This window comes from Candidatus Sarcina troglodytae, from assembly GCF_015708635.1.
In the GTDB taxonomy this organism is placed as follows: Bacteria; Bacillota; Clostridia; order Clostridiales; family Clostridiaceae; genus Sarcina; species Sarcina ventriculi.
Map to the genome: position 1 here is coordinate 1,220,821 of NZ_CP051754.1, position 13,274 is coordinate 1,234,094.

Consider the following 13,274-nt stretch of genomic DNA (forward strand, 5'->3'; position numbering starts at 1 on the left):
AAAGAAGTATATCTAAAATATACTTCTTTTTAATTATTTTAAGCTTTAAAATTTTTAAGTCTTAACGCATTTAAAAGTACTGATATTGAACTTAAACTCATAGCTGCTGCTGCAATCATAGGATTTAGAAGTGGACCTCCAAATATATGAAGAACTCCCATAGCAACAGGTATTCCCAAAATATTATAAGCAAAAGCCCAAAATAAATTTTGCTTTATATTTCTAATTGTTGCTTTACTTAATTTTATTGCCTTAGATACATCCATTAAATCGCTTCTTATTAACACTATGTCAGCAGATTCTATTGCTACATCACTACCTGAGCCTATAGCTATTCCAATATCTGCTTTAGCTAGTGCAGGTGCATCATTAATTCCATCACCTACCATAGCAACTTTTTTATTTTCATCTTGAAACTTTTTAATACTTTTAGCCTTATTCCCTGGTAAAACCTCAGCTAAAACATTATCTATTCCAACCTCTTTTGCTATTGCCTTAGCAGTATTTTCATTATCCCCAGTTATCATAACTGTCTTTATCCCCATTTTATGAAGAGTTTCTATAGCTTTTTTACTGCTTACCTTTACTACATCAGCAACAGCAATTATCCCTTTAAGCTCTTTATTTATAGCAATATACATTGGTGTTTTTCCTTGATTTGATAAATCCTCTACTTTATCATTAAATATAGTTATATCTATATTTTGGTCTATCATTAACTTTCTATTTCCTAGCAAAATATTTTTATTTTCAATAACAACATCAATACCTTGACCTGCAATTGCATTAAATTTATCTATTTTCTTTAATTTTAAATTTTTGTTCCTTCCTTCATTTAAAATAGCTTCTCCTAAAGGATGTTCTGAACCCTTTTCTGAACTTGCAGCTAAAACTAAAATTTCCTTTTCACTTATAGAATTGGTTATTATATCTGTAACCTTAGGTTTTCCTTCAGTTATAGTACCTGTCTTATCAAAAACTATAGTATCTATTTTGTGAGTAGTCTCTAAAGCTTCACCACCCTTTATTAATATTCCATTCTCAGCACCTTTCCCTGTACCTACCATTATCGCTGTTGGAGTTGCTAAACCTAAAGCGCATGGACATGCAATTACAAGCACTGAAATAAATATTGTCAAAGAAAATATGAAACTTTCCCCTGCAATTAACCAGCTTACTGATGATATTATAGCTAATAATATTACCACAGGTACAAAATAAGCTGATATAACATCTGCAATTTTTGCAATCTGAGCTTTAGACCCTTGAGCATCTTCTACTAATTTTATTATCTGTGCTAATGCTGTATCTTGTCCAACTTTTGTCGCTTTATATTTTATAAATCCATTTTTATTTATACTAGCTCCAATAACAGTACTTCCAATTACTTTTTCAACGGGAATACTCTCCCCTGTAAGCATAGATTCATCAACAGAAGTTATTCCTTCTATTACTTCTCCATCTACAGGAATTTTTTCACCAGGTTTAACTATAACTATATCAGATATTTCAACATCCTCTATAGATACTTGCATTTCTTTATTGTCTCTTATAACAGTTGCTACTTTTGGTGCAAGCCCCATAAGCTTCTTAATGGCTTCTGATGTTTTTCCTTTCGATACTGCCTCTAAATATTTGCCTAAAGTTATAAGGGTTAAAATAGTAGCTATCGATTCAAAGTAAAGATGCATTGCATAATCATGTGGATTATCCCCTATTATTATTTTATAAATTGCAAAAATTCCATAAATAAAAGCCGCTAATGTACTAACAGATATTAAAGAGTCCATATTAGGAGCTAATTTAAATAAATTTTTTATTCCAATTTTATAAAATTTATTTCCTGTTATCATAACTATTAAAGTTAATACAAATTGCACTAAAGCAAAATTTAACGGATTTATTTTAGGATTTATTATGCTTAAAAGTGGCATTCCTATCATATGTCCCATACTTATTATAAGAAGTGGCACAGTAAACACTAAAGAAATTATAAACCTGTTAAATAATCTCCTACTCTCACTTACTTCTTTAGTTTCTGTTTTTAAATTTGTTTCCTCAACTAACTTATATCCAGCCTTATCTATGGTCGTCTTTAATTTCTCATAAGATATTTTGTTTTTCTCTACAGTAACTGTTAGCTTTTCTGTTGCAAAATTTACACTGGCATCTTTAACCCCTTCTAATTTTCTTGTTGCACGCTCTACCCTACTTGCACAAGCCGAACATGTCATTCCATAAACTTTAAATGTTTTAACTTCCATAACCATCCCCCTTTTCACCCCTCCCCTGAGGGGTGTTAAAAATATATTATATTATATTATTTATTTTGTCAATAATGTTATTTTTTATGCTTTAATAAAAAAAGAACTACATCTAATTTTTGATATAGTTCCTTTTTATTATTCTATTGTTTAAGATACATTTTTATGTTCATTCTTAATTTTTTCTTTTTTAACCATGTATCTATGAACAGGAAGACCTAAAAGCGTAATTAAAATTCCTCCAATTGCAATTAAGGAGCTATTTAAGCCTGCCATAAATAATTGATTAATTAATACAAAAATTCCTCCTGCTATCGCTATAGCTGGTATTACTGGATAGCCTAAAACTTTATACGGTCTTTCCATATTAGGTCTTGTGAATCTTAATTTAAATATTCCTATAAATGTTAAAACATAAAATATCCATACCGTAAATATCTCTAAATTACTTATCAAATTAAATTCACCAGTTGCTGCATAAATAGCACCAATCACAGCTGTTAATATTATTGCATTTATTGGAGATCCACCTTGGTTTATCTTTTTTAAACTTTTACTAAATGGCAAATATCCTTTTTTAGATAACGCAAACACAACCCTTGGACCAGTTAAAAGATATCCATTTAAAGATCCAAATGCTGCAATTAATATACCAATACTTATTATTTCTCCACCCATAGAACCAAATATCTTATCCGCAACTAAAGCTGCTGGTACTGAAACTTTAGCAAGTTCACTTGCTGGAAGTACCCAAAGATAAGCAAGATTTATTGCTATGTAAAGTGCCATAACTATTGATATTCCACCAATTATAGCCTTTGGCAAATCTTTTCCAGGATTTTTAAGTTCTCCAGCTATTGATCCAATATTTATCCAACCATCATAAACAAATAAAGTCGCTATAAGTACCTGACCAAATGCTACACCAAAACTAACACCATTTCCAAGCATTGGCGATAATATCGGATTTGTTCCTGTCCCTTTTATAAGTCCAAAAACTATTAATATAACTATGGGTACTACTTTACAAGCTGTTGAAATGCTTTGAACTAAACTTCCAAATTTAGCATCTAGTAAGTTCAAAATAGTTACAATTGCTATCATCATAACAGCTATAACAGCTCTTAAACTATTATCACCTATCATCTGACAAAACTGTTCTGAAAACATTACAGCTAATGCCGCTACAGTCCCTGGATAATATAAAACAACTTGCATCCATCCAGTTAAAAATGAAAGCTTTTCTCCCCACATTTCTCTTATGTATATCATCATGCCACCAGTTTCAGTTATAGAAGCTGCTGCTTCAGCTACAGTAAGCCCAGCACATAATGTTATTATTCCACCTATAATCCAAGCCACTATTCCAAGACCTGGAGCTCCATTTGTTGCCGTATATATTGCCTCTGGTTTAAAAAATACTCCTCCACCTATAACAATTCCAACCACAATTGATAGAGCTGTAAAAAGTCCCATAGTTTTTTTAAGACCTTGATCTTGTTCCATATCCTTCTCCTTAATCTTTTGTTTAAAATCCTAAAAATTTATAGAGCGCTACAACTTTTAAATCTACTTTTCTAATATATTATATTATATTTTTCATGAAAAACATATTAATTACTAATAAAAAAAGAGTTAATTAAAAAGATAATAACTTGATTAAACAAGTTATATCTTTTTAATTATAAAAGTATTAAAGTGTTAATTATCAACATATATTTGTTTTCAAGATTTACTATACTTAAACGATAAATAGTATAATTTTTACATGTAATTGTTTTTATAAAAATAGTGATATGACATAAATATAAAAAAATTATCTGGATTATTTTTAATAAAATAAAATGTTATTTTGCTAAATTACACTTATTTTTAATCATAAATATGTTAATTTTTTGTTAACAAATAGTTATATTTATACAAATTTTATATTTTTTATATAAAAAGTTATATAAAGTATCAAAAAATAATTTATAAATTTTAATTATTCGGCTATATAAGGTGATTTACTAATTTTATTTTTTATATGTTTTATTTTTATTTTTTATACATTATTTTCTATATTTTTGAATAAAAATACATTTTTATATTCAATTTTTTGTATTTTATTCAATTTTAAGGATTTTATTTCATCCTTCTTTACTTGTTGTTAACAGTTTTACACCTTTACAATTAAATTTATTTATTGTAACATATTACCTACAAGGACGGATAAATAAAGATATTAAATATTTTTATTATCTTTATTTAAAAATTAGTTCTTAAATTTACATTAACTATATATTAATTTAAATATATAAATTTTTTAAAAGTTATATATGTTACATTTTAATAACATATTAACTAATAAAGGAGGGAGATTTAGGCAAATAAATTAATATTTTTATATTAAAATAAATTTGAAGTTTATATTTTATGTGACTTTTAATTTATTATTTGCCATTATTTATGATTAAGAAGAATTTGATAAAAACAATGATAGCTATAAGTTTAATTACGGGTGTATGTGCAGGTAATACAATACCATCTTTTGCAGCTACTTTACCAAACTCACAAACTTCTACTAGTTCTTATTCTGTAGGTAAGGTTTACGATGTTAATACTTATCTAAATGTTAGAAGCGGAGCAGGAAAATCTTATAGTGTTATTGGAAAGCTTTCAAACAACCAAGAAGTGACTATCACAGGTGAGAATGGAAATTGGTATAAAATTAACTATAACGGCTCAATTGGATATGTTAGTAAAGATTATATAACTTCATCTAATAATTCTAATAGTAATTTAAATACAATAACTACTACAACTACTAGCACTACTAGTACAACAACTACTACAACCACTACAACTAGTAACCAAAGTTATTTAAAAACACTAACAATGAACGCAACAGCCTATTGTGAAACTGGTAGTAAAACTGCAACTGGCGTTTGGCCAACAAGAAATTCTAATGGGGTAAGTACTGTTGCCGTAGATCCAAATGTTATACCTCTTGGAACTAAGCTTTATATTGAAGGATACGGATATGCTATAGCTGCCGATACTGGTGGAGCTATTAAAGGTAATAAAATTGATTTATATATGAATAGTAATTCTGAGTGCATAAACTTTGGTAGACAAAACGTTACAGTTCATATAGTTTCATATCCTAGTTAATGGTAAAATAATAATTTTAAATCAACTTAATAAAATTTAATATATAAAAAGACAAGCATTTATTGCTTGTCTTTTTTCATATAGTTAATTAAAATCAAAAAATGTCATGATTTTTTAACTTTTATGTACAATAATTCAAGTTTTATTTATATAAATTTTATGCAACCTTTGGACTTATCATACCAAATATCATAGCAAGATGAGATACAATTAAATACCCAGAAAGAAGGTAAAAACGTATTTTTAATTTTTGCTCAAATGTCTTATGTCTACATATTGCTTTAATTTCCATTAATGCAACTGGAAGAAGAAACACTATTCCTCCAACATAAGATATCATTGCAACTATATCCACCCAACCATGCCATGTTCCGGTTTTTACAACAGGCATCACTATTGTGCAAAAAACATAGATAGATATTACAGAAAAATAAAAGCCTCCTAAAATGCCTGTAATTTTATTCACCGTTCTTACACGTGATTTTTCAACCTTATTAAAAATTATTAAAAGTTCTGTAATTGTAAGAGTTTCTGCAAAAATTATTGGTATAGCCATGAATAATATTACTCCCCATGGCTCCCATTTAGACATCATAATCATATAATGAGTCATACTAGTCATAAAAAATTCCTCCTAATACTTTATCTTTTGTTTTAATTACCCACCCCTCACATAGGGGGTGTTATATATTTATAATATATCTTCATTAAATTTTGTCAATCTATATTAATAAAATTTATATAATTATTCTTTTATTACTTATTTTTCACTAAATCTAACGTTTTAATAGATTATTTTAAAATACTTTATACTAAAATAATTTGAATTTATTTGTAATATTTACTTTATTTTAACTCATTTATTATAATTATTTTAAAATAAAAAATCATGAGTCTAAAACTCATGATTTATATGTTTATACTATTAAGCTAATTTTGATTTAGCTATTTCCACTAAATCAGTAAAAGCTTTCGCATCATGTATAGCTATTTCTGATAACATTTTTCTATTAACATCAACACCTGCTAACTTTAAGCCATGCATAAATTTTGAATATGAAAGACCGTTCATTCTTGTAGCAGCATTTATTCTTGCTATCCAAAGTCTTCTATAATCTCTTTTCTTTAATCTTCTTCCAACATAAGCATTTCTTAATGCTCTTATTACTGATTCATTAGCAGTTTTAAATAACTTACTTTTTCCTCCGTAATATCCTTTTGCAAGTTTTAATACTTTTTTATGATTTTTACGACTGTTTACAGCTCTTTTAACTCTTGCCATGTTTCAATTCTCCTCCTAGGTTTATATTATAGATATGGTAATAATTTTTTCATAGTTTTTTCTTGAGTAACTGAAACATATCCAGCTTTTCTTAAGTTTCTTTTTCTTTTTTGGCTCTTTTTAGTTAATATATGGCTTTTAAAAGCTTTAGCTCTTTTAAGCTTTCCTGAACCAGTTTTCTTAAATCTTTTTGCTGCACCTCTATGAGTTTTCATTTTTGGCATTATAAAATTCTCCTCTCAAGTTACGCCTTTTTAGGACCTATTATCATGTACATGTTTCTACCTTCTTGTTTTGCAGGTTTTTCAACCACACAAACATCCTCTAGTTTTGAAACAAAATTTTCAAGTATTTTTAATCCCATATGACCTAATTGTGCTTCTCTACCTTTAAATCTTACAGTTATTTTAACCTTATCTCCATCTAATAGGAACTTTCTAGCGTTTTTAGCTTTAATTGCAATATCATTTTCCTCAATAGTAAGACTGCATCTTATTTCTTTTAACACAGTTACTTTTTGATTTTTCTTAGCTTCTTTTTCTTTTTTAGATTGCTCGTATATATATTTACCTAAGTTCATAATTTTACAAACTGGTGGTTTAGCAGTTGGAGATATCATAACTAAATCTAGTTCATTCTCATCTGCTATTTTTTGAGCCTCTCTTGTTGCCATTATTCCTAATTGACTTCCATCATTAGCAATAACTCTAACTTCTTTTTCTCTTATCTTTTCGTTGATTATAAATTCTTTTTTTATACTTTCCACCTCCAAAGTTATAATAGTTATAATAAATCACCTTAAATTAAGTATTATATCTTAATTCAAGTCGAAGCTTAGTAGTTTCCTCCAATATAATTACCTTAGCTAGCTTATTTTGCTGTAAGGTGGGAATTACTTTCCACTTCACCTACATTATTTTAACATCAAACATCAATTTTATCAAACAATAATTTATTATACTTTATGAAAATAACATTATTGTTTAACATATATCTACCTATAATATATTGCTACTTTAATTTTGTTCTTCTTTAATTATTATATTTTTAAATTTATTTTTTATTTCATACATAGTTTCTTTAGCTACATTATCCATAAGCTTTAATCTGCTAATATCTAAAACTATTGATTTTTGTAAATCATCCTCATCAAAAGAATCTAAAAACTTTTTAGATGTAGCAAAAAAAAGATATCCAGATATTTTATATAAAACTTCCTTTTCATTTTCTATTTTTTCTATATCTATCTTATCTACCCTATACACAAAAACTAGTGCATTTATTATTACACCTAAAATTACTCCAATAGCTAAATTTTGAGTTATAAGAACTGTTATCACTGTAATTATCATAACAATGGTATCTATAATAGGTGTTTTATGTATTTTTTTTACTGATTCTATACTAAATGTTGTTATAGATATCATTATCATAACTGAAACCAATGCAGCTATCGGTATTTTAGATACATAACTACTAAATACTGATACCAAAATCATAAGACTTACTCCAGCAAAAAGAGTTGAAAGCCTTGTTTTTGCACCAGATTTACTATTTATAGTCGATTGTCCTATAAGTGCACATCCTGCCATTCCACTAAAAAATCCTGTAACCACATTTCCAATTCCCTGTGCCATAGCTTCCTTATTTTTATTGCTTTTATCTCCAATTATTTCATCAAGAGATTGAGCTGTAAGTAAACTTTCCACACTCCCTACAATAGCTAAAGAAAAAGCGTAAGGTATCACTATTGATAAGGTCTTAAAATTTATAGAAATTTCAGGAATGATAAAAGAGGGTAAAGTAGCACTTATATTACCTAATGTCCCTAAATTGGGAACATTTATATGAAATATAATAACTATAAACGTAACAACAATTATAGCCATTAAATTTTGAGGTATTTTTTTGGTTATTAAAGGGAAAAGATATATAACTGCAAGTCCTATTAAAACCAATATGTACATTATATATGATTGACCTTTAAAAAAATGAAGCTGATCTACAAAAAGCATTATTCCTAAAGAATTTACAAAACCATGCATTACTGATTTGGGTACAAATCTTAAAAGATTTCCTATTTTAAAAATACCAAATAATATTTGTATTATTCCTGTAGCTATAGTCACTAAACCTATATATTCGACTCCATATTTCTTAGCAATTACAACCAAAACTAATGCCATAGAACCTGCTGCGGCTGATATCATAGCTTTTCTAGCACCAAAAAAAGCTAATACTATTGACATACAAAATGTTGTATAAAAAGCTACCATCGGACTTAAACCTACCATAATTGCAAACCCTGCTGTTTCTGGTATCATTGAAAGCCCTACTACAAAACTTGACAGTAAATCAACTCTTATATTAGAAAACCAATCTCTCTTTATAGTTTCTAACAAATAATCACATCCTTTCAATTTAGAGTTCATATTAATAAGTTATTTTCATTACTTATATTTTACTATTAATAATTTTTATATATTTTAAATTTAGAATATCATATTTTAATATCTATTGAAATTAATTTAATCCCAATTTTTCTAAAATATAATTAAAAATTAATACTCTTTAAAAATAATTTTTACTTTTCTTTACATTGACTTCTAAATTTATAAGCAATATAATTAAATTAATAAAACTAATGAGTTTTCTTTAAAACTTATAAGTTTTGTTAATTACTAAGGAGATTTACATATGGTAGCATTTAGTGAAAAGAAAAAACATATTTTAGATGCTTCACTTCATCTATTTTCATTAAATGGATATAATGAAACATCTATGCAAGATATAGCAAGCTATTGTAATATATCTAAGGCAACTATTTATAAGTTTTTTAAATCAAAAGAAGAACTTTTAGCTTATATTATTAAGTATTTGCATGAAGAAACAATAAATATATTAAATGAAATAAATTCGAATAATTCTTTAAATGCTAAAGAAAAATTTGAAAAAAAAGTATTTCTTTTATTTACTTCTTTTATCAATAAAAAAGATTTTGCAATGAGCTTAATAGAAAGTGATAAATCTTTTAAAAATACTATAGTTGAAGATGCTTTTGATAATGGTAAAAAATTATTTTATGGTTGGCTTAAAAATTCTATATATGAATATTTTGGTGATAGCGTTAACCCAATTATTTTAGATTTAACGTGTGTCTTAAATGGAATTCTTAGAGAGTTTTTTACAGCATCAATGTTTGATAAATTAATAATTGATGACTTTAATGAACTTAGTATATTTATAGTAAATGTTATAATTTCTATATATGAATTTCATATTAATGAAAAACCTATTATCAAAGAAAATTGCTTGAAATTTTTATCAACCAACAATAAATTTAAAAGAGATGAAAATATATTATTTGATAAATGGAATAATTTTATTTTAAAATCAAAAAATATAATCCATCTTCACGATTTAGATAATAAAGAAGATATTTTAAATAGCTTAGAACTTTTAGATGAAGAATTTAATAAAAAAGAAAATTCTAGAGATTTTTTAATTAATGCTCTTTTTCTTTATTTAGGAAATGTTGAGCTTTTAAGCTCTGAAATAAATATTTTACAAATAATTTGGACAAAATTAAATAGGAGGAATTTTTAATGGAAGGAAATTCAATGAGTATACAACTTAAAAGAAACAGATGGGTTGTAATATCAATTCTTTTACTAGGGTCAATAATAGCCTTTTTAAACGAAACAGCATTAACTACAGCACTAGCAACAATAATGCGTGACTTACATATAAGTGCAGATAAAGGACAATGGCTAACAACATCCTTTATGCTAGTATCTGGAATAATGATACCTATGACAGCATTTTTAATAGATAGGTTTTCAACTAGACAGCTTTTCTTTATAGCAATGGGTTGCTTTACTATAGGAACTATAGTAGGAGCCTTTTCTATAAACTTCAATATGCTTTTATTAGCTAGGGTAATTCAAGCAATCGGTGCAGGAATTATGATGCCACTTACACAAGTTGTTCTTTTATATGTATTTGAACCTGAAGAGAGAGGTTCTGCTATGGGTATTTTAGGAATAGTAATTTCATTTGCCCCAGCTATAGGTCCAACATTAGCAGGTTGGATAGTGGCTCACTATGCATGGAGAGATATTTTCTTTTTATCTTTACCAATAGCTATTTTAGACTTAATACTTGCAATTTTTATCCTTGAAAATGTTAAAGGTCCTCAAAAGGCTAAACTTGATATAATATCAGCTATAACATCTGCTATTGGATTTGGTGGTCTTTTATATGGATTTGGTAATATCGGAACTTATAGCATTACTAATATGCAAGTTTATGTGCCTTTATTAATAGGAGCTATAGCACTTATATACTTTACTATAAAACAATTAAAAGCAGAAGTGCCATTTTTAAATTTATCAGTATTAAAAAATAAGACATTTACTTTAACAACTATAATAGTTCTTATTGTGTTTATAGGATTTATAGCCAGTGAAACTATTTTACCTTTATATATTCAAGAAGCTAGAGGATATTCTGCTTTTGATTCAGGTCTTACTCTTATGCCTGGTGCTATAATAATTGCTATAATGAGTCCTATCACAGGTAAGTTATTTGATAAATATGGTGGTAGAGGATTAACACTAATTGGTTTAATCTGTACAACAGCTGGAACATTTGCTCTTGCAACTTTAACTTCAACTACACCATTATACTTTGTAACTATAATGTACACTTTAAGATTATTTGGTATAGGTATGTTTATGATGCCGCTTACAACTATGAGTTTAAATGTATTAAAGAAAAGTATGTACTCTCATGGTGCTGCAGTGAGTAATACTTTAAGACAAATAATATCATCAATAGGAACAGCTGTTTTAGTTGCTGTTATGACATTCTCTGCAAGTCATAGTGGTATTAAAAACCCTATAAATGCAACAATTCATGGTATGAATACATCATTCTTTATTGCAGGTATCTTTACTTTAATAGCTTTAATTATAGCTTTCTTTGTTGTTAAGAAAAACTATACTATAGAACATGAATAAAATAAATTACTCTAGATAAATTATCTAGAGTAATTTGTTTTTTATAATTATTTCTATTAATTTCTTTTATTTAAAAATATTCACATTATCGATTTCCTATAATTAAAAAAACAGTATAATAATTATTGTTTTGTTGCATATTAAAAATAAGATTAAAAATATGAGAGGATTAAATTATGAATAGTAAATATAGCGATTTATTAAATACCCTAATAAAGGCTTATTATAATGATACTTTTGATAAAACTTTAGATAATCTTATAACTTGTCATGAAAAATCTCCACAAGAAACTTTTGAGATAATAACATCTCTTTGTGGTGTTACGGTGCCATTTGATAATAATTATAAGTACAACTTAAAAAAAGCTATAACAAGATATACAGCCAATAAAAAAATTGTAGAAAAACTAAAAAGTAAATGCTCTGATGATTGTTTAACTGACGAAAATGGTAAATTTCAATGTCAAATTTGTTGCCCTTTTGATGCAATTTTTTATGACAATAATGAAAAAATAACAAAAATTAATGACTCACTTTGTGAAAGTTGCGGAAAATGTATTGATGCTTGTAAAGATGGTAAATATCTTGATAAAGTTGAAATACTTCCAATCATTGATCTTTTAAAAAACAACAAAACTGTTATTGCATGCGTAGCTCCTGCAATTATCGGGCAATTTGGTCCTACTGTAACATTAGATATGTTAAGAGAGGCCTTTATAAAAATTGGTTTTACAGACATGGTTGAAGTTGCTTTTGCCGCTGATATTTTAACTATAAAAGAAGCTTTTGAATTTAATAAGCATGTAAATGATCCTGAACACGACTTAATGATAACATCATGTTGTTGTCCTATATGGGTTGGAATGCTAAAGAAAGTTTATCATGACTTAGTTAAACATTTATCTCCATCTGTTTCTCCTATGATAGCAGCTGCTAGAATAATAAAAAATATCAATAAGGATGCAAAAATCGTTTTTATTGGTCCATGCATTGCTAAAAAAGCTGAAGCTAAAGAAAAAGACTTGATAGGTGATGTCGATTTCGTACTAACTTTTGAAGAATTAAATACAATATTTAAATCTTTAGACATTCATCCAGAAACTTTAAATGGAATTCCATCTAAAGATTATGTATCTAGAGGTGGTAGACTCTATGCACGAACTGGTGGTGTTTCCAAGGCTATTTCAGATATTATTGAAGAAGTATATCCAGAAAAATTTAAATTTTTAAAAACTGCCCAAGTTCATGGAATTAAAGATTGTAAAAAAATTCTGCAAGATGCTTTAGAAGGTAAATTGGATGCAAACTTTTTAGAAGGCATGGGTTGTGTTGGAGGATGTGTTGGAGGTCCTAAAGCTTTAATTCCAGCAAACCAAGGCAAAGTCTTTGTAGATAATTGTGCTTTTGATTCTGCTATAAAGATGCCTCTTCATAGCGATACAACAGAAAAAATCCTTGAATCACTAGGTATTAATTCTATTGATGATTTCAATAATCCACAAAAAGGAGAAATTCTTCATAGAGAATTTAAATAATCAATAAAAATAAATCGTA

11 protein-coding genes are annotated in these 13,274 nt (G+C 27.3%); 4 read left to right on the top strand and 7 right to left on the bottom strand.

The window, feature by feature from the left end:
* Positions 1–38 precede the first annotated feature (38 nt).
* Together HH195_RS05460 and HH195_RS05465 are read right to left on the bottom strand one after the other, a co-directional pair.
* Positions 39–2,264, bottom strand: a complete 2,226-nt coding sequence (locus tag HH195_RS05460) for a heavy metal translocating P-type ATPase (RefSeq protein ID WP_243278482.1) — start codon at positions 2,262–2,264, stop codon at positions 39–41.
* A 150-nt stretch (positions 2,265–2,414) separates the two neighbouring features.
* The gene (locus tag HH195_RS05465; protein ID WP_196370062.1) at positions 2,415–3,770 is read right to left on the bottom strand and encodes an APC family permease; all 1,356 of its coding nucleotides are present in this window, start codon (positions 3,768–3,770) and stop codon (positions 2,415–2,417) included.
* A gap of 942 nt (positions 3,771–4,712) precedes the next feature.
* Between HH195_RS05465 and HH195_RS12715 the strand changes: the two genes are divergently transcribed.
* The gene (locus tag HH195_RS12715; RefSeq protein ID WP_196370064.1) at positions 4,713–5,417 is read left to right on the top strand and encodes a 3D domain-containing protein; all 705 of its coding nucleotides are present in this window, start codon (positions 4,713–4,715) and stop codon (positions 5,415–5,417) included.
* Between the two features lie 157 nt (positions 5,418–5,574).
* On the opposite strand, the gene HH195_RS05475 is transcribed toward HH195_RS12715, so the two are convergent.
* The 5 genes from HH195_RS05475 to HH195_RS05495 form a co-directional block, all read right to left on the bottom strand.
* On the bottom strand, positions 5,575–6,039 hold the full coding sequence (locus tag HH195_RS05475; RefSeq protein WP_196370066.1) for a DUF6803 family protein: 465 nt from the start codon (positions 6,037–6,039) through the stop codon (positions 5,575–5,577).
* 303 nt (positions 6,040–6,342) lie between these two features.
* The gene (gene rplT / locus HH195_RS05480) at positions 6,343–6,699 is read right to left on the bottom strand and encodes a 50S ribosomal protein L20 (protein WP_055256895.1); all 357 of its coding nucleotides are present in this window, start codon (positions 6,697–6,699) and stop codon (positions 6,343–6,345) included.
* 26 nt (positions 6,700–6,725) lie between these two features.
* Positions 6,726–6,923: a 50S ribosomal protein L35 gene (gene rpmI, locus HH195_RS05485; RefSeq protein ID WP_055256897.1), complete on the bottom strand. Its 198-nt coding sequence runs from the start codon at positions 6,921–6,923 to the stop codon at positions 6,726–6,728.
* 20 nt (positions 6,924–6,943) lie between these two features.
* Positions 6,944–7,465, bottom strand: a complete 522-nt coding sequence (gene infC / locus HH195_RS05490; RefSeq protein WP_055256898.1) for a translation initiation factor IF-3 — start codon at positions 7,463–7,465, stop codon at positions 6,944–6,946.
* 250 nt (positions 7,466–7,715) lie between these two features.
* Positions 7,716–9,101, bottom strand: a complete 1,386-nt coding sequence (locus HH195_RS05495; RefSeq protein WP_196370068.1) for a SulP family inorganic anion transporter — start codon at positions 9,099–9,101, stop codon at positions 7,716–7,718.
* A gap of 295 nt (positions 9,102–9,396) precedes the next feature.
* On the opposite strand from HH195_RS05495, the gene HH195_RS05500 reads away from it, so the two are divergent.
* The 3 genes from HH195_RS05500 to HH195_RS05510 all read left to right on the top strand — a co-directional run bounded on the left by HH195_RS05500 (position 9,397) and on the right by HH195_RS05510 (position 13,255).
* Positions 9,397–10,305 (top strand): TetR/AcrR family transcriptional regulator, encoded by a 909-nt coding sequence (locus HH195_RS05500; protein WP_058992494.1) that lies wholly within the window; start codon positions 9,397–9,399, stop codon positions 10,303–10,305.
* Entirely contained in the window at positions 10,305–11,720 is a 1,416-nt protein-coding gene (locus tag HH195_RS05505; RefSeq protein WP_196370070.1) for an MDR family MFS transporter, read from the top strand. The genes HH195_RS05500 and HH195_RS05505 overlap by 1 nt, the downstream gene beginning before the upstream one ends.
* A 176-nt stretch (positions 11,721–11,896) precedes the next feature.
* The gene (locus tag HH195_RS05510) at positions 11,897–13,255 is read left to right on the top strand and encodes a [Fe-Fe] hydrogenase large subunit C-terminal domain-containing protein (protein WP_196370072.1); all 1,359 of its coding nucleotides are present in this window, start codon (positions 11,897–11,899) and stop codon (positions 13,253–13,255) included.
* The last annotated feature ends 19 nt before the right edge of the window (positions 13,256–13,274 follow it).

What these genes read in the sequence shown, in the direction of transcription:
- HH195_RS05460 (WP_243278482.1), bottom strand. Translation starts at nt 2,264, where the DNA reads ATGGAAGTTAAAACATTTAAAGTTTATGGAATGACATGTTCGGCTTGT.
- HH195_RS05465 (WP_196370062.1), bottom strand. Translation starts at nt 3,770, where the DNA reads ATGGAACAAGATCAAGGTCTTAAAAAAACTATGGGACTTTTTACAGCT.
- HH195_RS12715 (WP_196370064.1), top strand. Translation starts at nt 4,713, where the DNA reads ATGATTAAGAAGAATTTGATAAAAACAATGATAGCTATAAGTTTAATT.
- HH195_RS05475 (WP_196370066.1), bottom strand. Translation starts at nt 6,039, where the DNA reads ATGACTAGTATGACTCATTATATGATTATGATGTCTAAATGGGAGCCA.
- rplT (WP_055256895.1), bottom strand. Translation starts at nt 6,699, where the DNA reads ATGGCAAGAGTTAAAAGAGCTGTAAACAGTCGTAAAAATCATAAAAAA.
- rpmI (WP_055256897.1), bottom strand. Translation starts at nt 6,923, where the DNA reads ATGCCAAAAATGAAAACTCATAGAGGTGCAGCAAAAAGATTTAAGAAA.
- HH195_RS05500 (WP_058992494.1), top strand. Translation starts at nt 9,397, where the DNA reads ATGGTAGCATTTAGTGAAAAGAAAAAACATATTTTAGATGCTTCACTT.
- HH195_RS05505 (WP_196370070.1), top strand. Translation starts at nt 10,305, where the DNA reads ATGGAAGGAAATTCAATGAGTATACAACTTAAAAGAAACAGATGGGTT.
- HH195_RS05510 (WP_196370072.1), top strand. Translation starts at nt 11,897, where the DNA reads ATGAATAGTAAATATAGCGATTTATTAAATACCCTAATAAAGGCTTAT.